The following is a 22,684-nucleotide window of genomic DNA, read 5'->3' as shown; positions in this document are numbered from 1 at the left end:
CCCGAAAGGCGTTGCCGCTGTGTCGACCCCACCGGATTCCCGTCCCGGCACCGAACGTGCGCCCGCCCCGCGCGGCGCGCGGTCGATACCCGTCGGCCCGAAGCTGTTCCCGCTGTTCATGAGCTCGTATCCGCCGTTCCTGTTCGCCGGGGTCCGCGTCCGCGAGGTGGCTCCCGACTGGACCTGGGTGCGCGTCACCCACCGCGTCCGCCCCTGGAACTGCAACGTGAACCGCTCCGCCTTCGGCGGCACCCTCTTCGCCATGACCGACCCGTTCTACGCGGTCATGGCCGGTCGTCAGCTCGGTCCCGGCTATCGCATCTGGAACACCACCGGCTCCATCGACTTCCTCGCTCCCGGCCACGGCACCCTCACCGCCACCATGACCCTGCCCGCGCCCGAGCTCGACGTGATTCGCGCGGCCACCGCGGGCGGCGAGAAGTCGATCACCACCCACGTCACCGAAATCCGCTCCGCCACCGGCACACTCGTGGCCCGGGCCACCCAGTCGCTGTACATACGCCGTGCCGCCGCCTGACGCGCGGCCGGGGCGTCGCGGCCCATCGCTGCCTAGGCTGGTGGGGTGAGAATCACCACCGACGTCGCGCGCGGCGACCGGCTCCTGGCACGGGTCGGCGAGAACGGGCCGGGGAGCGTCGCCGGCACCGGTTTCGAGGCGTACGCGCGCATCCTGCACCCGGTGGAAGCGACCCGCCGCGACGGTACGGTCATCGACGAGTGGGGTACGCCCGCGATCGTGGAGGAGGCGCGGTGGCCGTGGGCCGAAGTCGCCGCGCGCAACGGCAGAGTCATGCATCCGCTGGTGCAGTGGCGCAACCTGACCGACGGTGAGGACGAGGCGGCGATGTCGTTCGCCGACGGCTGGTCGGTGGGCCAGAGCGAGGAAGGCTGGTTCGACCCGAGCCTGCTCGCCGCGCTCACCGTCCATCTCCGCGCCGCCACCGCGACGCCGGACGAGCTGACCGCCGGGGTCTGGAACGGCTTCGGCCAGTTCGATTCCGCAGCCGGCACGCTCCTGGTCGCCGCCACCGACGGTGATCCTCGCGACCTCGCCGACGAGCGTGCGCGCATCGCGGCCGAACTGGCCGCCTCGGTCGCACCGGAGGTCGAGCGGGCGGCCACGGCCGGGCCGTTCCTGCGCTGGCCCGGCCGTGATTTCCTGCTGTTCGACACCGGCCTCGCCGAACTCGCCGACCCCGCCTGGGTTTTCACCGCGGGCCTGGGCTGGACGCCGGACTTCCCCGGGGTCACACCGCAATTGCTCTGGCCCGCCGATCACGCGTGGGTCCTGGCCACCGAGATCGACTTCGATTCCACGATCATCGCCGGAGACCGGGCGCTGATCGACGCGGTCTTGGCCGACAACGGATTCGAAGCCTTCGAGATCGCCGAGGATTCCGACCTCAGCTGGGACGGCGACACGATCAACCCCGCACCGCGGGGCTGAATCGGCGAGGGCGCCCGCTGCCGGCTAGATGACCAGGCAGGAACTGCCGCCGTTGATTCCGGTGCCGACCGTCAGCATGATGACCTTCGACTCGCCGCCCTGGGTGACCTCGATGGCATGGGTTCCGACGGTGGCCGGAATCCAGTTGGCCACATAGGTTTTCGGGGCGTCGCTGCCCTCGGTCGCGGCGAATCGGACGCCGTTGTCGAAGAACTCCATGCCCGCGCCGGTGTTGCCGGTCGCCACCACCTGGTACGTGCAGCCCGTTCCGAACCCGTTGCTGAGCCCACCGCCCGCGATCACCACGCGCGCACCGATCTCGGCCGACGCCTGCGGCGCACCCAGCACCACACCGGCCGCGCTCAGCGCGATCGCGGCCGACACGGAATTCCGGAGATTTCTCATCAGTACCGACTCCTCACATTGCAGGGATGAAGTCGGCAATGCTGCCAGCGCCGCTTACCCGGCGGTATCGGACATCTGCCCCTAATTGCCGCCAGGCACCCTTGATCGCGATAGGACCGTCGATTCCGCGGCGTCACCGATCGCCGACGGCACCGTCCGCCCGGTCGAGCCGCTGGGCACGCAAGGCGGTGCGGCGCACCTTCCCGGCATCGTCGCGCAGCGGGTGGTCGACGATCTCCAGGCTCCGCGGCAGTTTGTAGGGCGAGAGCCGCTCCCGCAGAAGCGCCAGGACGGCATCGAAGTCGAGCGCCGCCGACGCCTGCACGATGGCGTGCGGCGCCGCGCCGAGGTCCTCGTGCGGCAGGCCGATCACGCACGCGTCGGCGATATCGGGATGCTCGGCCAGGGCCGCCTCCACCTCGGCGGGATAGACGTTGGAACCGCCCACGAGCACGAGATCGGTGTTGCGATCGGTGAGGTAGAGGTAGCCGTCCTCGTCGAGACTGCCCAGATCGCCGAGCGACTCCCAGCCGCCCGCGCGGGCCCGGGCATCGCCACCGAGATAGGTGTAGGACGCCGGAGCTCCCGCGCCGCGGCGGACCCACACCTCACCCACCTCACCGGGCCGCAGCGGCTCGCCGCCGGGACCGAGCACCGTGATCTCCCCGAGCACCGCGCGCCCGACCGAGCCCGGATGCTCGAGCCACTCGTCACCGGTGATCGCGGTGGCCGCCTGCGCCTCGGTACCCGCGTAGATCTCGAGAATCCGCTCGCCGCCGAGCCAGTCGATCCAGGCCCGCTTGAGCCAGGCCGGACACGGCGCGGCCATGTGCACCACCAGATCCAGCGTGGACAGGTCGTAGGCGTCGCGCACCTCCGGATCGAGCCGCCAGATCCGCTGCATCATCGTGGGCACCGCGTAGAGCCACTGCACCCGATGGGAGACGATGTCGGCCAGCAGGTTTCGCGCGTCGAAGCGACCCTGCAGCACCACGTGCGAGCCGCGCAGCAGCGCCAGCGCCGCGAACATGAACGGCGCGTTGTGATGCAGCGGACCGGGCACCGCCACCACACCCTCGCCGGGAATGCCCAGCACGTCGGCGAATCCGATGACCTCGCCGAGCACCGCGGCGTTGCCCGCCACGACCACCTTGGGCCGGCCGGTGCTGCCGCCCGAGGCGGGAGCCTTCCACGCGGGGGAGATGCGCCGCGGCAGCGGGTCCGCCGAGTCGGCCGGGTCGGCGACCGCGGGCAACCGGACCCGGCTCGCGGCGTCCGGGCCGAGGCCGTCGGGCAGTCCCACCACACCGGCCGGATCCACCACCGCGAGAATGGCATCCAGCTCCGCCGGGGTGATCCGCGCGGACAGGGGCTGCGGCACGGCGCCGAGTTTCCAGGCCGCGAACGCCGCGGTCATGAACGCGGGGGAATTCTCGAGCATGATCGAGACATAGGCGCCGGGGGTCACACCCAGCCGAGTCCACGTGCGGGCCAGCCGGTTGCTGTCGCGGTCCAGCTCGGCCCAGGTGCGGGTGTCCGCGCCGCAGGTGACGGCCGGGGAATCCGGCCGCGCCGCCGCGTGTTCGGCGAGCACCTCGCCGAATGTCGTTGCGGTGGTGGTTATTTCTCGCTCCGTTCCGTACCGAGCCGATTGGCCAGGCCGCCGGTGATGAAGTCGCGGTAGAGCGCGACGACGTGGTCCTTGGGTACCTCGGGATTGGCGATCCACCACCGCCCGAGCTGTTCACCGACACCGCTGATCGCGTAGGCGAACGGGGTGTCGATCGCGGTGCCGCCGGAGAAGTGCGCGACCATCTCGGCGATGCGCTCGATGGTCTTGCGGCGCAGTTCGGTCAGCTGCTCGGCGAGCTCGGGGGTGAGCGCCGCGCTGGGATTGAACAGCGCCATCCAGCGGCGGGGGTCGCGCTCGAGCAGTTCGAACAGGATCTCGCCCGCGCGCTGCATCACCGCCTCGATGCCCGCGCCCGCCTCGATGAGCAACTCGGGCTCGCGGATACGAAACTCCAGCTCCGCGCGGGCGCGGCGCGCGCACTCGAGCAGGATCACGTCCTTGCTCTGATAGTGCGAGTAGACGATCGGGCGCGTCACCCCCGCCTCGCGGGCGATGTCCTCGATCGAGGTGCCCTCGAAGCCGCGGGTGGCGAACAGATGCTCGGCGATGTCGAGCAGCTGGGCCGCGCGGGCTTCGCGGGACATGCGGGTGCGTCGCTGGGGTGCCGGAGTGTCCACGCCGGTCAGTCTGCCCGACGCCGGCGCGCCCGCGATGCCCGTGATCACGGCATGCTCCGGGTCTTCGCCCAATCCCACCACAGGGCCGCGAGATCGGGGCCCGCGTTGTCGACGAGCGGACCGGAACCGGTGCCGGGCCAGCGATGGGCCATGCCGGACACCAGGACGTAGTCGATCAGCGAGGTGTCCGCGCCCTGCGCGTGGTACTTCGAGTACGTGTACGGATGCTGGTCCGGGTTGTTGACCTGCTCGACCGACTCCGGGATGTCGTCGACCGGGCCGTCGAGCCCGCCGGTCATCGCGAGATCGTCGATCGCCGCCCAGTGCGTGACCAGGCGCGTGGCGAAATGCGGTGGCACGGTGGTGTCCTGGTCGCCCTGAACCACCATGAGCGGTACGGCGCGCGCCCGCGGGCCCATCTCGGCGAAGGCCCGCTGCGCGGTGTCGACAGGCCCGAGATGCACCGGGTCGAGTTTGCCCGCCGCGTCCCGGCCCGCTTCGTTGATCTTGTACTCGGCGCCGGCCATCGACATCGCGGAGGCGTAGACATCGGGGTAGGTGACCGCCATGATCACCGCGACGCCGGCGCCGGACGACGCGCCGAGCACATGCACGCGGGAGCGGTCGGCGCCGTACTCCGCGATCACCCGTTCGGTGAGGCCCGCGATCAGCGCCGGCTCGCCCTCGCCCCGGCGCTGATGGGCGGCGTCGTCGCCGTTCCAGCAGTTCAGGCGCAGGCCGCGCGCCAGATCCTGGGACGGGTAGACCACCAGGAAACCCTCGCGGTCGGCCAGCGCGTTGAGGTCGGTCATGTCCTTCATCGAGTTCAGCGTGAAACCCGTCATGCCGCAGCCGTGCACCGCGACCACCAGGGGCAGGGCGCGGCCGGGGGAGTGCGCGGGCGGAACGTGCACCTGGTAGCTCACCGCGCCCGCGTCCCCGTGGAAGACCGCGGTGCGGTCGTAGCCCTGCGGCTCGGGAGTCGCGTGCGCGGCGGCGACGCCGGTGAGTGCGACGGCGAGGGCGGCCGTGAAACCCGTTCGCGCCAAAGCGAATCGGACGGAGTGACGGTTCGTCATGCGGTTGCCTCCCTTTGCGCGGCCCTGCGGCGATCGCGCTCGATGGTCGTCATGGCGCCGGCGACGCCGAGCGCACAGGTCAAGCAGGACAGGGGAATCAGCCACCCCATGCTCGCGTGCAGGCCGAAGGCCGACGCGGTGATCTCGGCGGTGGCGGTGGCGCGGTCGGCGAAGTGCTCCGACAGCGCACCGGTCAGGACCGGGCCGAACGCGCCGCCGAGCAGATAGAACGCGCCGAAGTAGATCGCGACGGCCGAGGCGCGCCGGCGCGCCTCGACGATCTCCGAGACCGCGGGCAACGCGACCGGCTGCACCATGTTGATCAGGACCGACGCGAGCGACAGCAGCAGGACGAAGGCGACCGCGCTGCTCGGCGACAGGCCGAAGGCCGCCCACGCGAGCGGGCCCGCGACCGCCATGCCGACGGCGGCCACCGCGAGCCGGGCGGCCGACGAGCGCCGCCGTGCCCGGTCCGCGATCGGTCCCGCGATCAGCAGACCGGCCAGGCCCGCGACGCCCATCACGAGACCGGCGCCGGTCCCGGCCTCGGACAGACTCAGCCCGAAGTAGCGCTGCAGCAACGGAACCAGGAAGGTGGCCACCGAATAGGTGCTGATCTGCAGGCCGATTCCGGCCAGGATCAGCCACCACATGGTCGGGATGCGCAGCAGGTCCCGCAGCGCCCGGCCGCCTCGCTCGGCCGCGAGCTGCTGTGCGGTGGCGGGCGCGCGCTCGGGCATCGGGACGACGAGCAGCAGCGCGGCGACCACCAGCCCGGGGATCGCGGCGAAATAGAAAGGCGTGCGCCAGGAGTCGGACGCCTCGACCAGCGGGCCGGTGGTGAAGAACGCCAGCAGCAGGCCCAGCGGCAGCCCGAGCTGCAGCATCGCCGTTGCCTTGGAACGCTTGTCGACCGGGAACATGTCGAACACGGTGGCGTTGGCGGCCGGGGCGTACGACGCCTCCCCGACCCCGACTCCGAGCCGGAAGATCAGCAGCGCCGCGAAGCTCCACGCCCCGCCGCTGGCCGCGGTCAGCAGGCTCCACACCACGAGTCCGCCCGCCATGATCACCCGCCGCGACCGCCGATCGGCCATGCGCCCCAGCCAGATTCCCGCCAGCGCGTACACGACCGTGAACCCGCTCATCAGCACACCGAGCTGGGTGTCACTGAGTGCGAACTCGGCCTTGATGTCCTCGGCGACGATCGTCGGAAGGGCTCGGTCGTAGAAGTTCAACACGTTCGCCACCGCGAGCAACGCGACGAGTCGCCACGCGTAGGTGGGCACGCCGGCCGCCGCGCCCTCCGAGCTTCCGGTGGGTTCCTGCGGTGGAACGGTCCTGCTGGTCGCCATGGCGTCCTTCGTGCTGCTTGCGTGACTGCCGTCACTCTAACTATACAGCGCGTAACTATAAGTATACGGACTGTAACCGTCAAGGCTGCGGTGTCGAGACGAAGCGACCGCCTGATTCGAGGCCGGAAAAGGGCGAAGCCCCACCCGCCGGAGCGGATGGGGCTTCCTGAGAGTGGTTGCTACACGGTGGTTTTCGTGTCAGGCGCCGTCGATGGCCATGGAGGTCACCGTGCGCGCCGAGCAGCCGTCCGCCGCGGGCTGCCCCGCCAGGCGTTCGTCGAGCCACCGCAGGGCTGCGGACGTTCCGGTGATCGCGAGGCTGACGTGCTCACTCAGGAGGTCTCGCGTGTAGGTGATGGCCGCTCCCGCGTCACACCACCGCGCCACCATGCGGTCGGCCTCCGCGATGGCGACGATCTCGTCGTGCACGGCGTTGTACACGAACATCGGCGGGGTCTCCGCCGCCGGCTGGAACTCCCAGCTGTCGGCGGAGGTCCGAACCTGGTCCAGCACCTGGGAGAAGGGGATCGTCAGGTAGTTGTCCATGTTGAGCATGGCGTGCCTACCCAGGTTGGCCGTCACGCATGTGCTGTCCCCCGCGGCCAGCAGCGCCTGCCCCGAGGGCGTCAGGTGGTTGCCGAAAGCCGTTGCCACCCGAGGATCGGTGCGCATAACGCCCGGCAACAACGCGGGCAGGAATCCGGAGAACGGCCCACCGTTCAAGGACTTCAGGTAGTCACTCAGCTGCGCCCTACCCCCGCCCACGGCCGCACCGACCAGCCGCAGTTCAGGGGCGTAGCTCGGCTGGACCTGCGCGGCCCACCCCGCACCGAATCCCCCGCCGGAGTACCCCATCACCGCAACCGGCGTGTCAACCCCCGCCAGCCCGAGCGGCTCGAACCGCTCGGCCGCCCGCACACCGTCGAGCACGGCGTACCCCGGCTGGTTCGCGCTGAACAACGCCCCCTTGGGCCCCTCCCAGTCAGGCACGGAGACCGCGTGCCCGGTAGCCAGTATCTGCTCGATGGTCATGAGATCGAGACTGGAGTCGTACTGGTCCGGCGCCCCCTGCCGCAGCGCGACCGACGGCGCACACTGCGGCGCCGAGGCGTCCGTGGCGGCCTGGTAACTGATGAGCCCCTTGACTTCCCCACCCCGCGGCCGCAGCACCGTGGTGACGGTAGCCATAGGCTGCCCGTCGACGTCGGTAGATCGGTAAAGCAGTTGCCAAGCGTCCGCGTTCTGCGCCTGCCGCCCCATCGAGGCGACCTCAATGACCCGCGAGTTCAACACGGTGCCAGCTGCTTCCGAGTCCCACCCCGCTGGCGGGCTGTAGAACGCATCGAGCTGCGGCACAACAGGCGCGGCGTCTGCGCCCCCAACCGCCATAGGCGCGCCGACCACACACAACACGGCCGATGCGACGACCAAAGCCGCTTTCACCCGACGTCCAGCCGAAATTGCTGCGCCACAAGCCGATCCGCCCCGATGCGCCATCCGAACAACCCTCCCCGCCCGGGACCGCCGCCCGCGAATCCCCCCGAATGCCGCACGCTACCCCATCCCAATCGGTCATTTGTCTGGTTCGCAGAAGAAGGTCGTCCCACCCCCGGAAACGGGGAAAGCCCCAGCCGCTGAGCAACTGGGGCTTCCCGAGAACGGTTACTACACAGGCGATTTAGAAATCTCGGACGAGCCGGCCTGCCCTCTGAGCGCTTGGGATTGTTGGCCGACGCTGAATTGCGAAACGAGACTTGTCGATTTCTAAGCTGATCCCGGGGCGTTCGAAGCTGCTGGACGGCCTGGCCGACGCTCCTTTCAGCAGCCTGTCATGCCGATGAGGGGTTCGATCGCCGTCGTCTGGCGCTTTCTCGAATCGCGCTGACCGGAATCGGATAAAGCCGTGGCGACACCGGTCGGCACGAGCGGGGTACCGTCGAAGTTGCGGACGTCGAGGGGTGGATATGCCGTTGGTGTGGATGGTGATAGGCATCGTTGTATTCGCAGTGGTGCTGGACCGGTTGTTTGTGTTGGCCGAGGTGCGAGGCTGGGTCGCTCCTCGCGGAAAGTTCGGCGCCGGCGGGGTGGCGGGCCTCTTCGGAGAGATGCAAGCTCTGTTCGCTCCATCGAGCCAGCACACGCAGCAGGAGATTCGAAGCCGCGAACTGCGTGGTGAGCAGTTCGACAGCGGCGCTGATCCATTCGGAGTGGACGTTGCGAAAGGCACTGTGCGCCTGCCCCCTGCGACGCAGAACCGGGTGAAGCCGACCGAGCTTTGATCGGCCTTGCCGACGCCTCAGCCGATGCACGCTCATGCCGCTGATCGCTCGGGTGTCGGGGACCTGTCTTTTCCTGCTTCCTCATACCGGCCACACGTCCGTGGAGGAATACCGTCAATCGGCGGCATCCAGTTGATCGGCGCGGCGGCGCAGGCGGCAGCACCCCGAAACGGGCGAGGCCCCACCCGCCGGAGCGGATGGGGCCTCACGAGACCGTGTGCTACACAGACGATTTAGACGTCGTAGTAGAGCTCGAACTCGTACGGGTGCGGGCGCAGGTTGACCGGGGCGATCTCCTGGTTGCGCTTGATGTCGATCCAGGTCTCGATCAGGTCCTCGGTGAACACGCCGCCCTCGGTGAGGTACTCGTGATCTTCCTCGAGCTTGTCGATGACCGACGCCAGCGAGGTGGGGGCCTGCGGGATGTTCTTGGCCTCCTCGGGGGGAAGCTCGTAGAGGTCCTTGTCGACCGGAGCGAGGGGCTCGATCTTCTTCTTGATGCCGTCCAGGCCGGCCATCATCATGGCGGCGAAGGCCAGGTACGGGTTGCCCGAGGAGTCCGGCGCGCGGAACTCGATGCGCTTGGCCTTCGGGTTCGAGCCGGTGATCGGGATGCGAACCGCGGCCGAGCGGTTGCGCTGCGAGTACACCAGGTTGATGGGGGCCTCGTAGCCCGGCACCAGACGGTGGTACGAGTTGACGGTCGGGTTGGTGAACGCCAGCAGCGACGGGGCGTGGTGCAGGATGCCGCCGATGTAGTGACGCGCCAGATCCGACAGGCCCGCGTAGCCGGCCTCGTCGTGGAACAGCGGCTTGCCGTCCTTCCACAGCGACATGTGGGCGTGCATGCCCGAGCCGTTGTCGCCGAACAGCGGCTTCGGCATGAACGTGACGGACTTGCCTTCCTGCCACGCGGTGTTCTTCACGATGTACTTGAACAGCTGCAGGTCGTCAGCGGCGCCCAGCAGCGTGTTGAAGCGGTAGTTGATCTCGGCCTGACCGGCGGTGCCGACCTCGTGGTGGCCGCGCTCGAGCTCGAAGCCCGCGTTCTGCAGGTTGGTCGAGATCTTGTCGCGCAGGTCCACGTAGTGGTCGTACGGGGCGACCGGGAAGTAACCACCCTTGTTGCGGACCTTGTAACCACGGTTACGGGTGCCGTCGAGGTTGAATTCCTTGCCGGTGTTCCAGGAGCCGGACACCGAATCGATCTCGTAGAACGAGCCGTTCATGCCCGAGTCGTAGCGGATCGAGTCGAAGATGTAGAACTCGGCCTCGGCACCGATGTAGCAGGTGTCGGCGATGCCAGTCGACTTCAAGTACTCCTCGGCCTTACGCGCGATGTTGCGCGGGTCGCGGGAGTAGGCCTCGCGGGTGAACGGGTCGTGGACGAAGAAGTTCAGGTTGACAGTCTTCGCGGCACGGAACGGATCCAGCCGGGCGGTGCTGAAGTCGGGGAGCAGCAGCATGTCCGACTCGTCGATCGACTGGAAGCCGCGCACGGACGAGCCGTCGAACGCGAGACCCTCTTCAGCCAGATCGGCCGTGAAGGCCTTCGCCGGGATCGAGAAGTGCTGCTGCACACCGGGGAGGTCGGTGAAACGAATATCGACGTACTCGACCTCCTCCTCCTTGATGTACTTGATGACCTCGTCGGCCGTGCTGAACGCCACTTAGTACTCCTTACGGATCGGTTCCCAGCCAGTTCAACTGCATGGGTTCGTCGCGACCAGACGGTATGGACGCGGTGTTTCCCCGCAATCAAGGCTGTGTTTCGCCAGTGTTACACGTACAGCTGGGCGGGTGTTCGGCGGTCTCCCACGGGGTGGAATTCGCCTAGACCGACCGCCGTGTGGCGTTCGACCAGCACCGATATCCTGCCACCGACCTCGGTCGAAGCGCAGGTAAGGGCCCCAAAAGACAGGGGTCTTATCGTGTCGCGGCCGGTCGCCGTGAGAATCCTCACCGCACGCGCCTCGCCCCGGTTACTTTCCGGTCACGCCGGTGTACCCCTGTGTTTCGTAGCCTCGCACCGATCGCCGCGTCCCGCATCTCGGGGCGCCGCGCGCGTGACGTGTCTCGCTCGATGGGATGCGCGGGCACCGGGGGTGTTCGGCGGCCTGCGCGGGCCGAATAAGGTGGGGGCATGTCACGCATCACCGGCTCCTGGCTGTCCGGCCCGAACGGCGAACCCCGCGACGAGGCCCCCGGTGATTACCAGGGCAAGGACCTCGGTCTGCCCAAGTCCGGCGTGGGCGCGCTCGCCCCGATGGTCCGGCGCGTGCCCGCGTTCATCCTGGACTGGTTCATCGCCCTGGGCCTGACCGCCATCATCGTTCGCCCCAACGGCGACGCGCTGGTCGCGAAGTTCATCAGCAACTATCCCGATCAGGAGATCCCGTCGCGCTTCACGCTCATCGCGGGCGAGCTGGTGAACTACAACATCTTCGTCTGGTTCGGCATCGGCCTGCTAGGGGTGACGCTGTTCGGCTTCACGCCCGGCCAGTACTTCCTGCGCATCCGCGTGTCCCGCGTCGACGCCGACGCCCCGGTGGGTTTCGTCCGCGCGCTCGTGCGTCAGCTCATCCTGATTTTCGTGATCCCGGCCCTGTTCACCGATGCCAACGGCCGCGGCATGCACGACCGGGCCACGGGCACCGGCATGGTCTACAGTCGCTGAACCAGGCTGAGCCGCAGCTGAATTCCTTCGATCTTTTCCCTGACACCTGCTTGACCTGCGGGTCCATTCGGTGCTCGCAGATTAGAATTGCGGTGTTTGCGCCATAACTCCCGGTCGAGGCCGAAAAGTGGTGTTCAGGGGGACCTCTGTACGTAGCCAAGCGTTCACCGTGTGTTGTTTTGGGTCGGTATGGTGCAGGGCATCTGCCGTGGAGTGCTGCTCGAGCGCGCGCCACGGCAGATAGCTGTTGATGTGCTGATGGAGGATTCGATGGGCTCGACGAGCCATGAGGCTGCCGACCGGCGTGTCGCGCGCAGGTTCAGCAGGCGTTCCATCCTGGCGACAGCGGGACTACTCGGCGTGGCGACGGCCGCCGCCGCGGTGGGCACCGGCGTGCAGGCCGCCCCGGACAACGACGTGGCGCATACCGTGTTCGGCATCGACCCGCTGATCCGCACCGAGCGCCTGTACTCGGCCGCCCGCGGGCGCGACGTGGACGTGGTCGCCATCCTCCCGCCCGGCGTTCCGCACGAGGGCCTGCCGATGTCGTTGCTGCTGCACGGCTTGCACGGCAATGCCCGCAGTGCCGCCGTCGGCGGGCTCGCCGAGGTGCTCGCCGTCGCCGTCGCCGCGCGGCTGGTCCCGGCCTTCGGCTTCCTCGCCGTGGACGGCGGCGACAGCTACTGGCATCAGCGCAACGTGAACGACGACCCGATGCGCATGCTCACCGACGAGGTTCCGCACTGGCTGAGCGAGCGCCGTCTCGGTGGTCCGGTGGGCGAGCCGTTCGCGTGCACCGGCATCTCCATGGGTGGTTTCGGCTCGCTGCTGTACGGTCGCCGGCGCAACGAGCGGGGCCGCCCGGCCAACGCGATCGCCGCGATCTCACCGGGTCTGATCACCTCCTGGGACGAGATGAGCAAGCGCAACGCCTTCAGCAGCCACGAGGAGTGGACGGCGCTGGACCCGCTGCGCAACATCGACAAGCAGGGTCCGGCGCCGACCGGCGTCTGGGTGGGCGACCGCGACAAGTTCGTCGAGGGCTGCCGGCAGTTCATCGGCGCCGCACCGCTGGAGGTGGGCCGCATCAGCCCCGGCGGGCACACCGAGGAGTACTGGCGGACGATCACGCCCGAGGTGGTCGCCTTCCTCGGCAGGCACGTTCGCTGAATCGAGCCGGGTGACCGTGAGCCGCGTCGGCGACCGTGACTCGCGCCGAGTGAGCGGCCGCACCCTCGTACTGAGCGACCGTTAGGTCCGGTTCATCCGGAATTTCGGACCTTCCGGGCGTAGTCTGTCCGAGTACCAGGCCCAGCGTGCAGTGCCACCGACGGTAGTCCGGAGGGATCGCATGAGTACCTTCTCGCCAGGATTTCAGGGACGCCCGCGCCCGCAGGACGATCGCCTGCCGCCCGGCCAGTACCTGACCGAGGACTTCCCGGTCCTGTCGGCGGGCCCCACCCCGTCCGTCGATCTGGACCGCTGGCAGTTCTCCATCACCAACGAGACCGGCCGCCAATACAGTTGGAGCTGGCCGCAATTCATGTCGCTGGCCCAGCAGCGCCCGCACGTCGACATCCACTGCGTCACCCGCTGGTCCAAGCTCGACACCGTCTGGCAGGGCGTGAGCCTGGACACGCTGCTCGAAAACGTCGTCACCGACGCCGAATTCGCGTACATCACCAGCTACGGCGGCTACACCACCAACCTGCCGCTCGAGGATCTGACCGACGGCAAGGCGTGGATCGTGCACACCTTCGACGGCGCGGATCTGGACCCCGAGCACGGCGGCCCGGCCCGGCTGCTGGTCCCGCACCTGTACTTCTGGAAATCCGCGAAGTGGGTCAGGTCCATTCGCCTGCACGACTACGACGAGCCCGGCTTCTGGGAAACAGCCGGCTACCACAGCTACGGCGACCCCTGGCGCGAACAGCGCTACCGGGACGACTGATGCGCTGGCAGCCCGCCGAACTCATCGCCGACCGCCTCGAGACCGACACCGCGCGCACCCTGACCCTGCGGGTTCCGGGCTGGCCCGGGCATCTTCCGGGCCAGCACCTCGATATCCGGCTCACCGCGCCCGACGGCTACCGGGCCGAGCGCAGCTATTCGCTCGCCGCGCCGGCCCGCGGCGACGAGATCGAGGTGACCATTCAGCGCGTGCCCAACGGCGAGGTGTCCGGCTATCTCGTGGACATCTTCCCGGTCGGCGCGCTCGTCGAGGTCCGGGGACCGGTCGGCGGCTGGTTCGTCTGGGATCCCGAGACCGGGGGACCGGCGACGCTCATCGCGGGTGGCTCGGGCATCGTCCCGCTGGCGGCCATGCTGCGCGCCCGTCGAAACTCGCCGAACCCCAGTGCTTTTCGGCTGCTGCACTCCCTGCGCACCCCCGATGACCTCTACTACCGGGACGAGCTGACCCCGCTGCGCGAGCGCGCGCCCTTCGCCTCCGCCGACCAGGACCCCGGCGCCACGGAGGGGATCGAGCTGTTCCTGGCCTACACCCGCACCGCGCCGCCGGGCGATCCTCGGGTCCCGGCCCGGCTGACCGCCGCGGAGATCGCCGCGCACGCGCTGCCGCCCGCCCCGGACACCACCTGCTACGTCTGCGGCCCGACGCCGTTCGTCGAATTCGCCGCCACCGCACTGGTTTCCGCCGGGCACGATCCGGCCGCGATCAGAACCGAACGCTTCGGACCGACGGGGAGCTGACCATGTCCGCAGACGCGACCTCCGCACCCAGCCACCTCGACGGCAACGTCCTGGCCGGGCTGCTCGCCGAGATCTTCGCCGTCGACCCCGTCGCACACGGCTGCCGCTGCGGCGGCTGCGGCGCCGTCGAACCCCTGGCCCGGGCCCTGGTCTACCTGAACTGTCCCGGGACGGTGGCCCGCTGCTCCCATTGCTCGGCGGTGGTCCTGCGCCTGACCGTCACCCCCGCGGGCCGTTGGCTCGACCTCGGCGAGGGCGCGTCGCTGTGCCTGCCCGTACCAGAGGGGTAGGCGCGTCGAGGGCAGGCCGTTCCATGTTCCTGCCGGCCCGATTCTGCTTATGGGCAGCGGATCCGAGGCCCGCTACGCACCCCGACACCCCGGCCGAACCTGTCCGCACAGCCCGGCGGCACCCCTGCGGTCCAGGGGCGGCGCGACCGGCGGCCATTCGCCGCCGCTGCTCGACCCCGCGTGCCGGGACTTCGCGACGAAGAACTCGCGCGCCCGGGCGGAAGGTCAACCCAGCGTGCGCCCGAGGAAGTCGCGGATCAGCGCCGCGATCTCGGGACCGTGTGATTCCAGCGCGAAATGGCCCGCGTCCAGCAGGTGCACCTCCGCGTCGGGGAGATCGCGCAGGTAGGCGCGGGCGCCGTCGGCGCCGAATATCTCGTCGTTCGCACCCCAGGTGATCAGGGTCGGCGGCCGGTGCTCGGCGAAGTACTTCTGGAAGGCCGGGTAGCCGTCGAGGTTGAACTGGTAATCCCAGAACAGCTGGAGCTGGATCTCCTTGTTGCCCGGGCGATCCAGGTACGCCTGATCCAGAGTCCAGGTGTCGGGGCTGACGAGCGCCAGGCGGTCGGCCGGAACACCGTGTGTGTACTGCCATTCGGTGGCGGGACGCTCGAGCAGTTCGCGGACGGCGGACTCGTTGGCGGCGCGGTCCTTCGCGTGGGCGAACAGCACGTCCCAGAAGGGCGTGAAGCCTTCGAGATACGCGTTGCCGCTCTGGGAGATGAGCGCGGTGACCCGTTCGGGGTGGCGGGCGGCGATGCGCAGTCCGATCGGTGCGCCGTAGTCCTGGATGTACAGCGCGAACCGGTCGAGGCCGAGGGTGTCGAGCAGTTCCTCGGTGATCGCGGTCAGCGCGTCGAAGCTGTACTCGAACTCGTCGACCGCAGGCATGGCGGACTGCCCGAAGCCCAGGTGGTCGGGTGCGATCAGGTGGTAGGCGTCGCCGAGGTCGCGCAGCAGGTTGCGGAACATGGCCGAGCTGCTGGGGAATCCGTGCAGCAGCACGATGGTGGGATTCGCCGGGTCGCCGGCCTCCCGGTAGAAGATCTCGCGGCCCTGAATCTCGACGGTGTGGTGCTGCACGGTGGTCATGGTGTCGTCCTCCGGTCGGTGCCGGTCAGGTGTTCTAACCGGCTATCGATAGTTAGAAGGTTAGTCGAGCCGAAGGCATTCCCGATCTCGTGAATTTTTTTCCCGAGAATCGAAGGAGGCCAAGCGAATAGGTGCTGAGCACCGGTTTTGCGGTGCGAGACGGCGAAGCCCGCGCCCGGACGGGACGCGGGCGGAGGGGGTAGGGCCTCGGATCGGCCGGTTACCGGCACTCCGTTTCGGCTACCGGAACCGGGCGGTCGACTCCGTTTCGGAGTCGGGTTTCGCGCGCACGGGGATCGAGTTGTGCGGACAGCAAAAGGCCCGCGTCCGGATCCGGACGCGGGCCTCGTGGAAGTGTGGTGTCAGCGGCGGCGAATCGAGCGCTGCACGCCCTTCATCTTCGCCCCGCCCGGCAGCGGACCCTTCGGCAGCGCCGGTCCGCCGCGGGTGGCCAGCGCGGACAGCCGGCCCTCGATGATGTCGATGCGCTTGGCGTCGATGTTGCGCGGCAGCTTGGTCAGGTAGCGCTGCAGATCCTTGAGCGGAATCTGGTCGCCCTCGGTGCCGATGATCACGTCGTAGATCGGCGTGTCGCCGACCAGTCGCGCGACCTTCTTCTTCTCCTGCGCCAGCAGCGACTTCACCCGCGAGGGCGAGCCCTCGGCGACCAGCACCACGCCGGGTAGGCCGACCACGCGATGCACCGCGTCGAGCTGGGTGGTGGCCGCCACGCCCGGGGTCACCCGCCACTTGCCCTGCAGGTTGTCCAGGACCCACGCGGCCGCGCCCGCCTGCCCCTCGGCCTTGGCGTACACGTTCTTCTGCACCCGCCGCCCGAACAGGATGAACGCCGCGAGCGCGCCGAGAAGGATGCCGATCGGCAGCAGGAACCAGCCCAGGTCGAAGACCAGTCCGATCACCAGGAACAGCGCGGTGACGCCGACCAGCGCGCCGATCATCAGCGGCAGCAGCGCCTTGTCTTCCTTGCGCTGCATCTGGAACGCCTGCCACAGCTGCTGGCGACGCTCCTTCGACGCCTGTTTGCGCGCCGCCTTAGCCGCGGCCTTCGCTTCCTTCGACGGAGCGTTGCCGCCCTTACCTGCTGCCATGCCCCCCAGGATAGTGGCCCGGTATGCGCTGGTTCGCGACGGGATCCAGCGCGCCCCGCCCCATTGATCCGAATCCACCCCGACACCTCTCAAATCGACCCCAACCCCAATTGCCCGGTTCCGGGCGACAGGCCGGCCCCCGCACCCACGTCCTGCCGCCCCTCGATCGTCCCTTCGCGTGACGGCCCCCACCCTGCCCCGCTGCCACGGCTCACCTGTACTCCAGGGGCCGCAGTCGCCCGGGTCCTACGGCGTGTCGTCGGGTGTGCACGCCGTGTCGTAACGGCGAGCGCTCGAAGCGTGATTTCTCCAGCGCGCGAGTCACATTCGAGTCGAGGGGGAATCCGATCACACGCGAAACAACCTGCGAATCCACCACCGGATTCGGTTCGTTCAGGCTCGTGGATGTGGAGACCTCGGGCCTGCATCGCGCCCGGGATCGGGTGCTGTCGGTGGCGGCGCTGACATTGGCCGACGACGGTCGCATCGTGGAGGAGTTCCACACCCTGCTCGACCCGGGCTGCGACCCGGGGCCGGTGCGGATTCACGGGCTGACGCGCGAGAAGCTGCGGGGCGCACCACGATTCGAGGCGGTGCGGGCGCGCCTGGCGGAGCTGTTGCACGGGCGGGTCATGGTCGCGCACAACGCGACATTCGACCACGGGTTCCTGGCGGAGGAGTTCACCCGGGCGGGTGCGGTGCTCCCGGTCGAGCGACAGCTGTGCACCCTCGCCTTCGCTCGCCATATCTCCCCGCCCACCGAGAACTTCAAGCTGGGCACCCTCGCCGCCCACTACGGGGTACCGCAGCGCCGAGCGCACGATGCTCTCGACGACACCCGGGTCCTGGCCGGTGTGCTGCACGGTCTCATGGCCGACGCGGGCCGACTGGGTGTGGCGCTGCCCTTGATCCGCCCGCGCACCGGTGGCGCCGACCGCCCGAGCCGTTTCTCGATCGAGCGCACCGCCCGCAAGATTCCCTGCTCGTTCAGCTATCCCGGCCGGTTCGACAACCGCCTGATCCAGGGTATGAAGGTCGCGTTCACCGGCGATCGATCGCGCGGAGCTGCTCGCCCGCGCGGAGGCCGCGGGCCTGGACGTGACCACCGCGGTCAGTCGCCGCACCAGCTTGCTGGTGACCAACGATCCGAACGCCCGGAGCCGAAAGACCCGCGCCGCTGCCGAACACGGCACGCCGATGATCACCGAAGCCGAATTCCTCGCCCTGTTGGCCGACATCGGCCCGGGCCTGCCGAAGAGCGCGCCCGGCGATCCGGCTCCCACCCCGTCGCCGTCCCGGTCCGCACCGTCCCACACCGAGGAACCCCTGCCCGCCGCCGCGTCGGAATCGAGCCATACCGAGACAACCGAACCACCGCCGACGCCCGAATCCGCGGCACGTGCCACGAGGGCTCCCGACTCGGCGCCCCGCGGCCCGCTCACCGGGCGGCGCTTCCTCATCCTCGGGGGAACTCACACCCGGCGGGCGGACACCACCGCCCGCGTGGTCGAATGCGGGGGATCGGTCGCGGTCGACATCTCCGCGAGCGTCACCGACGTGCTCGTGTTGGCCGGGGCCGAACAGGACCCGCGGTACGAGCGGGTCCGGGCGTTGGGGTTGCCCGTGTGCGGGCCGGAAGTGCTGGGTGCGAGGCGAATGGACGAGAAGCGGGAACCCGCTGTGCCACAGTTGAATATGGGTGCACAGCTGACGCGGGGCCAGGTGATGGACCTGGCCGGTGGGCGACACGGGGCCACGTGGACGGTGCGGGCGGCCTGGAAGCAGGACGGGCGCTGGGAAGTGGACCTGGTCGCCTTTCTGCTCGATCAGGACGAGAAGGTCACGGGGGACGCGGATTTCGTGTTCTACAACCAGCCCGAGACCGCGGGCGCGGTGCTGACCGTGGACGCGCCGGGGGAGCAGTCGATCACCCTCACCGTCGACGACCTGCCCGACCACTGCCGCCGCGTGGTGTTCGCCGTCGCCCTCGACGACCCGGAGGCGCGGTTCGGGGCGGTCGGCGCGATCGAGATCGAGGTCAGCGGCGGGCCCGAAGCCGGTGTGCTGGCCCGCGCCACCCTGGACGCCGCCACCGAGGAACGCACCCTGCTGCTGGCCGAGATCTATCAGCGCGCCGACATCTGGCGGCTGCGCGCGGTCGGCCAGGGATATCCCGCCGGGCTGGGCGAATTGGCATCCGGATTCGGTGTCGTGGTCGAGGGGTAAGGTGCCTCGGCGGGGGTGGTTCCACTGCTCCTCGAATTCGGAATCGACTGTGGAAGAAGAAGAGTGAAGAAGTTTCTGACCTGGTTCGGCGTCATCGCCATCGTTGTCGCCGCGCTGCTGATGGGCACCAAGTCCGCGCAGGCCGAAGAGGTCTACTACAAGAACTGCGCCGCGGCCCGCGACGCGGGCGCCGCGCCGATCCTGCGCGGTGAGCCGGGCTACCGCTCCGCCCTCGATCGCGACGACGACGGAATCGCCTGCGAGCGTTAGTCACCCAACGTGTGAAGCCATGCCCTACCCGGTGTGCTGCGCGCGCATGGCATCGGCCAGCGGCGCGGGCATGGATTCGTGCCGGCTGTAGGCGCGGGTGAACGTCGCCGCGCCGTGGGCCAGCGAACGCAGGTCCACGGCGTAGCGCCGCAACTCCAGTTCCGGCACCTCACCGCGAATGGCGGTCCGGCCCGATCCGACCGGCTCGGTCCCGAGCACGCGCCCGCGCCGGCTCGACAGATCACCGAGCACCTGCCCGACGTACTCGTCCGAAACCACCACGCGCACTTCGGCCACCGGCTCGAGCAGCTCCAGCCGCGCCGCGGCCGCCGCTTCGCGCAGCGCCAATCCGCCCGCCGTCTGGAACGCGGCGTCGGAGGAATCCACCGAGTGCGCCTTCCCCTCGAACAGCGTCACCCGGACGTCGACGAGCGGGTACCCCGCGCTGATTCCCCGCGCGGCCTGCGCCCGCACCCCTTTCTCCACCGACGGAATGAATTGGCGCGGTACGACTCCGCCCACGACCTTGTCCACGAATTCGATGCCGGACCCGTTGGGCAGCGGCGCGACCTCGATCTCGCAGATCGCGTACTGGCCGTGCCCGCCGGACTGTTTCACGTGCCGCCCGCGCCCGACGGCGGTGGTGGCGAACGTCTCGCGCAGCGCCACCAGATGATCGGTGACATCGACCTGCACCCCGAACCGCGCCCGCAGGCGCTCGAGCGCCACGTCCCGGTGCGCCTCGCCCAGGCACCACAGCACGAGCTGGCGGGTATCGGGGTTCTGCTCCAGCCGCACGGTGGGATCCTCGGCGACGAGCCGGGCCAGCCCGAGCGAGAGTTTGTCCTCGTCCGCCTTGCCGTGCGCGCGAATCGCGACCGGCAGCAACGGATCCGGCATCGGCCATGGTTCGATGAGCAGCGGAGAGTGCTTGGCGGACAACGTATCCCCGGTCTCGGCCCGGGACAGCTTGGTGACGCACACGATGTCGCCGGCGATGGCGTGCCCGAGCGGGCGCTGCTGTTTGCCGAACGGTGCCGACACCGCCCCGATCCGCTCGTCGGAATCGTGATCGAGGGTCCCCGGCCCGCCCGCGCGATGTCCGCACAGGTGCACGGTGTCATCGGCCCGCAGCGTCCCGGAGAACACCCGCACCACCGACATGCGCCCGACGTACGGGTCCGACGCGGTGCGGATGATCTCCGCGGCCAACGGCGCGTCGGGATCGCACACCAGCGCCGCGGATCGCCCGTTGGCTCCGACGGCCGACAGCGGATGCTCTGCGGGCGTGGGGAATCCGCGCGTGATGAGATCGAGGATCTCGACCGTCCCCAACCCCTGCCGCGCACCCTCGGGCGGCGGCGCCGCGATCAGCACCGGATGAAAACTGCCCCGCGCGACCGCCTTCTCCAGATCGGTCACCAGCGTCTCGAGGTCGATCTCCTCGCCGCCGATGTACCGGTCCATCAGGGTCTCGTCCTCGCTCGCGGCGATGATTCCCTCGATGAGCCGATCCCGCGCCGCCGCCATGAGCGCGAGTTGTTCGTCCGAAGCCGGTGTCTCGGTGTGCGATCCGGCTGAATAGTCGTACACGTGCTGGGTCAGCAGATCGATCAGGCCAATCACCGGCCGATGCCCGTCCGCGCCCCTGTCTCCGTACACCGGAAGATGCAGCGGCAGAATACTTTCGGAGATCCCGCCGCCCAGGATGTCCCGGCAGGTCTCGGTCATCTCCTCGAAATCGGCTCGCGCGGTATCCAAATGGGTGAGCACGATCGCGCGCGGCATCTCCACCCCCGCGCATTCCTCCCACAGCGCCAGCGTCGGACCGCTCACGCCCTCCACCCCGGCGGCCGCCGAGAGCACGAAAAGGGCCGCGTCCGCTCCGCGCAGACCGGCCCTGAGTTCTCCCACGAAATCCGCGTAGCCGGGGGTGTCCAGGAGATTGATCTTTCTCCCGTCCCACGCCATGGGCACCACCGACAATTGCACGGAGCGATGTTGTCGCTGCTCGATGTCGTCGTAGTCCGAGACCGAGGTGCCGTCCTCGACCCGCCCGGCCCGCACCACCGCCCCCGTGGCGACCGCCAGGGCTTCGACCAGCGTGGTCTTGCCCGAGCCGCTGTGCCCGACGAGTGCGACATTGCGTATCTCGTCCGGCCGTTGTGCCGTCACCGATTTTCCATTGGCGCCTGCCGACGCCGTTGTTCGCTCGACCATATGGCTCGCTCCGGGGTCGAAGTGCGGTACTTCGAGCTTCCCACCGCCGGGGCGGTCCCGTCCACGAATCGGACGATTACCCCGATCAACTCACCGCCGGTCGCCGACGGAACGACGGTGATACCCGAGTCCGGCCCGAATGCGCGGAGAGGCGGCTAGGAGCCGTAGCGCGCGAGCACGCTGGTGGCCTCCTGCGAGGCGGTGCCCTCGTCGGCCAGATGCGCCATCTCCGGCGCGATCTCACGCCCGTGATGCCGCATGGCCTGCGCGTAGAGCCGCCCGGCGCGGTACGACGAACGCACCAGCGGCCCGGCCATCACGCCCGCGAAGCCCATGGCGTTGGCCGCGTCGGAATGCTCGACGAACTCCTCCGGCTTGACCCACCGATCGACCGGATGATGCCGCGGCGAGGGCCGCAGGTACTGGGTGATGGTGAGGATGTCGCAGCCGGCCTCGTGCAGGTCGGCCATGGCCCGGGTGACCTCGTCGGGCGTCTCGCCCATGCCGAGAATCAGATTCGACTTGGTGACCAGGCCGGCCTCGCGCGCCGCGGTGATCACCGCGAGCGAGCGTTCGTACCGGAAGGCCGGGCGGATGCGCTTGAAGATGCGCGGCACCGTCTCGAGGTTGTGCGCGAGCACCTCGGGCCGGGTGGCGAACACCTCGGCGAGCTGATCGGGCTCGGCGTTGAAGTCGGGGATGAGCAGCTCGACGCCGGTGCTCGGGTTGAGTTGCTTGATGGCGCGCACGGTTTCCGCGTACAGCCACGCGCCGCCATCGTCGAGATCATCGCGCGCGACGCCGGTGATGGTGGAGTAGCGCAGCCCCATGGCCTGCACGCTCTCGGCCACCCGGCGCGGTTCGTCGCGATCGAGGGCGGCGGGCTTGCCGGTGTCGATCTGGCAGAAATCGCAGCGCCGCGTGCACTGTTCGCCGCCGATCAGGAAGGTGGCCTCGCGGTCTTCCCAGCACTCGAAGATGTTGGGGCAGCCCGCTTCCTCGCAGACCGTGTGCAGCCCTTCGCGTTTCACCAGGCCCTTGAGCTCGGTGTACTCCGGGCCCATGGTGGCCTTGGTGCGAATCCACTTCGGTTTGCGCTCGATCGGGGTCTCGGCGTTGCGCGCTTCGATGCGGAGCAGCTTGCGCCCGCCCGCGGTGGGGGAGGTCGCGGCGGCGGATCCCGGACGCGGCGCAGACGGTTCCGGCGCGGACGGGGTGTTCGATGTCGGGGTATCGACGGAGGTCACCCTTG

21 protein-coding genes and 1 pseudogene are annotated in these 22,684 nt (G+C 69.2%); 11 read left to right on the top strand and 11 right to left on the bottom strand.

What is annotated here, in order from left to right:
* Window positions 1–19 precede the first annotated feature (19 nt).
* Entirely contained in the window at window positions 20–538 is a 519-nt protein-coding gene (locus ACWIGI_RS05165; protein ID WP_454201084.1) for a DUF4442 domain-containing protein, read from the top strand.
* A gap of 45 nt (window positions 539–583) precedes the next feature.
* Window positions 584–1,468 (top strand): hypothetical protein, encoded by an 885-nt coding sequence (locus tag ACWIGI_RS05160; RefSeq protein ID WP_454201083.1) that lies wholly within the window; start codon window positions 584–586, stop codon window positions 1,466–1,468.
* A 24-nt stretch (window positions 1,469–1,492) separates the two neighbouring features.
* Here ACWIGI_RS05160 and ACWIGI_RS05155 read toward each other — a convergent pair whose 3' ends face one another.
* The 6 genes from ACWIGI_RS05155 to ACWIGI_RS05130 form a co-directional block, all read right to left on the bottom strand.
* Window positions 1,493–1,873 (bottom strand): hypothetical protein, encoded by a 381-nt coding sequence (locus ACWIGI_RS05155; RefSeq protein ID WP_454201082.1) that lies wholly within the window; start codon window positions 1,871–1,873, stop codon window positions 1,493–1,495.
* Window positions 1,874–2,006: 133 nt separating this feature from the next.
* Window positions 2,007–3,467, bottom strand: a complete 1,461-nt coding sequence (locus ACWIGI_RS05150) for an AMP-binding protein (protein WP_454201081.1) — start codon at window positions 3,465–3,467, stop codon at window positions 2,007–2,009.
* 26 nt (window positions 3,468–3,493) lie between these two features.
* Window positions 3,494–4,171 carry a TetR/AcrR family transcriptional regulator gene (locus tag ACWIGI_RS05145; protein WP_454201080.1) on the bottom strand — a complete coding sequence of 226 codons (678 nt, stop codon included), beginning with the start codon at window positions 4,169–4,171 and terminating at the stop codon, window positions 3,494–3,496.
* Window positions 4,168–5,202, bottom strand: coding sequence for an extracellular catalytic domain type 1 short-chain-length polyhydroxyalkanoate depolymerase (locus ACWIGI_RS05140; protein WP_454201079.1), 1,035 nt, complete (start codon window positions 5,200–5,202; stop codon window positions 4,168–4,170). The genes ACWIGI_RS05145 and ACWIGI_RS05140 overlap by 4 nt, the downstream gene beginning before the upstream one ends.
* Entirely contained in the window at window positions 5,199–6,557 is a 1,359-nt protein-coding gene (locus ACWIGI_RS05135) for an MFS transporter (RefSeq protein ID WP_454201078.1), read from the bottom strand. Before ACWIGI_RS05135 ends, ACWIGI_RS05140 begins: the two co-directional genes overlap by 4 nt.
* A 198-nt stretch (window positions 6,558–6,755) precedes the next feature.
* Complete coding sequence (locus ACWIGI_RS05130; RefSeq protein ID WP_454201077.1) at window positions 6,756–7,745, bottom strand: lipase family protein; 990 nt, start codon at window positions 7,743–7,745, stop codon at window positions 6,756–6,758.
* Between the two features lie 776 nt (window positions 7,746–8,521).
* Here ACWIGI_RS05130 and ACWIGI_RS05125 point away from each other — a divergent pair.
* Window positions 8,522–8,836, top strand: a complete 315-nt coding sequence (locus ACWIGI_RS05125; protein WP_454201076.1) for a DUF6191 domain-containing protein — start codon at window positions 8,522–8,524, stop codon at window positions 8,834–8,836.
* Window positions 8,837–9,069: 233 nt separating this feature from the next.
* Here ACWIGI_RS05125 and glnA read toward each other — a convergent pair whose 3' ends face one another.
* On the bottom strand, window positions 9,070–10,506 hold the full coding sequence (gene glnA / locus ACWIGI_RS05120) for a type I glutamate--ammonia ligase (RefSeq protein ID WP_454201075.1): 1,437 nt from the start codon (window positions 10,504–10,506) through the stop codon (window positions 9,070–9,072).
* Between the two features lie 473 nt (window positions 10,507–10,979).
* On the opposite strand from glnA, the gene ACWIGI_RS05115 reads away from it, so the two are divergent.
* The 5 genes from ACWIGI_RS05115 (at window position 10,980) to ACWIGI_RS05095 (ending at window position 14,515) form a co-directional block, all read left to right on the top strand.
* Window positions 10,980–11,513, top strand: a complete 534-nt coding sequence (locus ACWIGI_RS05115) for an RDD family protein (protein WP_454201074.1) — start codon at window positions 10,980–10,982, stop codon at window positions 11,511–11,513.
* A gap of 171 nt (window positions 11,514–11,684) precedes the next feature.
* Complete coding sequence (locus ACWIGI_RS05110) at window positions 11,685–12,683, top strand: alpha/beta hydrolase (RefSeq protein ID WP_454201073.1); 999 nt, start codon at window positions 11,685–11,687, stop codon at window positions 12,681–12,683.
* Window positions 12,684–12,864: 181 nt separating this feature from the next.
* Window positions 12,865–13,464, top strand: coding sequence for a sulfite oxidase-like oxidoreductase (locus tag ACWIGI_RS05105; RefSeq protein ID WP_454201072.1), 600 nt, complete (start codon window positions 12,865–12,867; stop codon window positions 13,462–13,464).
* A complete protein-coding gene (locus tag ACWIGI_RS05100) occupies window positions 13,464–14,225 on the top strand; it encodes a ferredoxin reductase (RefSeq protein WP_454201071.1) in 762 nt (253 codons plus the stop codon). The genes ACWIGI_RS05105 and ACWIGI_RS05100 overlap by 1 nt, the downstream gene beginning before the upstream one ends.
* A 2-nt stretch (window positions 14,226–14,227) precedes the next feature.
* On the top strand, window positions 14,228–14,515 hold the full coding sequence (locus tag ACWIGI_RS05095) for a DUF6510 family protein (protein WP_454201070.1): 288 nt from the start codon (window positions 14,228–14,230) through the stop codon (window positions 14,513–14,515).
* Between the two features lie 225 nt (window positions 14,516–14,740).
* Here ACWIGI_RS05095 and ACWIGI_RS05090 read toward each other — a convergent pair whose 3' ends face one another.
* Window positions 14,741–15,607, bottom strand: coding sequence for an alpha/beta fold hydrolase (locus ACWIGI_RS05090; RefSeq protein WP_454201069.1), 867 nt, complete (start codon window positions 15,605–15,607; stop codon window positions 14,741–14,743).
* A gap of 362 nt (window positions 15,608–15,969) precedes the next feature.
* Entirely contained in the window at window positions 15,970–16,716 is a 747-nt protein-coding gene (locus tag ACWIGI_RS05085) for a DUF4191 domain-containing protein (protein WP_454201068.1), read from the bottom strand.
* 263 nt (window positions 16,717–16,979) lie between these two features.
* On the opposite strand from ACWIGI_RS05085, the pseudogene ACWIGI_RS05080 reads away from it, so the two are divergent.
* From ACWIGI_RS05080 to ACWIGI_RS05070, 3 genes and pseudogenes are all read left to right on the top strand, one after another.
* Window positions 16,980–17,519, top strand: a pseudogene (locus tag ACWIGI_RS05080) (exonuclease domain-containing protein); the annotation flags it as partial.
* 295 nt (window positions 17,520–17,814) lie between these two features.
* A complete protein-coding gene (locus ACWIGI_RS05075) occupies window positions 17,815–18,942 on the top strand; it encodes a TerD family protein (protein ID WP_454201067.1) in 1,128 nt (375 codons plus the stop codon).
* A gap of 63 nt (window positions 18,943–19,005) precedes the next feature.
* Window positions 19,006–19,212 (top strand): excalibur calcium-binding domain-containing protein, encoded by a 207-nt coding sequence (locus tag ACWIGI_RS05070; RefSeq protein ID WP_454201066.1) that lies wholly within the window; start codon window positions 19,006–19,008, stop codon window positions 19,210–19,212.
* A 24-nt stretch (window positions 19,213–19,236) separates the two neighbouring features.
* Here ACWIGI_RS05070 and ACWIGI_RS05065 read toward each other — a convergent pair whose 3' ends face one another.
* Both ACWIGI_RS05065 and lipA read right to left on the bottom strand, forming a co-directional pair.
* The gene (locus tag ACWIGI_RS05065; RefSeq protein ID WP_454201065.1) at window positions 19,237–21,432 is read right to left on the bottom strand and encodes an elongation factor G-like protein EF-G2; all 2,196 of its coding nucleotides are present in this window, start codon (window positions 21,430–21,432) and stop codon (window positions 19,237–19,239) included.
* A 155-nt stretch (window positions 21,433–21,587) separates the two neighbouring features.
* The gene (lipA, locus tag ACWIGI_RS05060) at window positions 21,588–22,679 is read right to left on the bottom strand and encodes a lipoyl synthase (RefSeq protein WP_454201064.1); all 1,092 of its coding nucleotides are present in this window, start codon (window positions 22,677–22,679) and stop codon (window positions 21,588–21,590) included.
* Between the last annotated feature and the right edge of the window lie 5 nt (window positions 22,680–22,684).

The sequence above is a fragment of the Nocardia sp. NPDC055321 genome (assembly GCF_053645575.1).
The sequence above is the reverse complement of the archived record's forward strand: the minus strand, read 5'-3'. Positions and strand labels throughout refer to the sequence as shown.

Bases quoted from the DNA above. Each gene is read 5' to 3' on its own strand.
- ACWIGI_RS05095 (WP_454201070.1), top strand. From the start codon at position 14,228: ATGTCCGCAGACGCGACCTCCGCACCCAGCCACCTCGACGGCAACGTC.
- ACWIGI_RS05135 (WP_454201078.1), bottom strand. From the start codon at position 6,557: ATGGCGACCAGCAGGACCGTTCCACCGCAGGAACCCACCGGAAGCTCG.
- ACWIGI_RS05105 (WP_454201072.1), top strand. From the start codon at position 12,865: ATGAGTACCTTCTCGCCAGGATTTCAGGGACGCCCGCGCCCGCAGGAC.
- ACWIGI_RS05155 (WP_454201082.1), bottom strand. From the start codon at position 1,873: ATGAGAAATCTCCGGAATTCCGTGTCGGCCGCGATCGCGCTGAGCGCG.
- ACWIGI_RS05115 (WP_454201074.1), top strand. From the start codon at position 10,980: ATGTCACGCATCACCGGCTCCTGGCTGTCCGGCCCGAACGGCGAACCC.
- ACWIGI_RS05130 (WP_454201077.1), bottom strand. From the start codon at position 7,745: ATGGCTACCGTCACCACGGTGCTGCGGCCGCGGGGTGGGGAAGTCAAG.
- ACWIGI_RS05125 (WP_454201076.1), top strand. From the start codon at position 8,522: ATGCCGTTGGTGTGGATGGTGATAGGCATCGTTGTATTCGCAGTGGTG.
- ACWIGI_RS05085 (WP_454201068.1), bottom strand. From the start codon at position 16,716: ATGGCAGCAGGTAAGGGCGGCAACGCTCCGTCGAAGGAAGCGAAGGCC.
- ACWIGI_RS05090 (WP_454201069.1), bottom strand. From the start codon at position 15,607: ATGACCACCGTGCAGCACCACACCGTCGAGATTCAGGGCCGCGAGATC.
- ACWIGI_RS05100 (WP_454201071.1), top strand. From the start codon at position 13,464: ATGCGCTGGCAGCCCGCCGAACTCATCGCCGACCGCCTCGAGACCGAC.
- ACWIGI_RS05140 (WP_454201079.1), bottom strand. From the start codon at position 5,202: ATGACGAACCGTCACTCCGTCCGATTCGCTTTGGCGCGAACGGGTTTC.
- ACWIGI_RS05065 (WP_454201065.1), bottom strand. From the start codon at position 21,432: ATGGTCGAGCGAACAACGGCGTCGGCAGGCGCCAATGGAAAATCGGTG.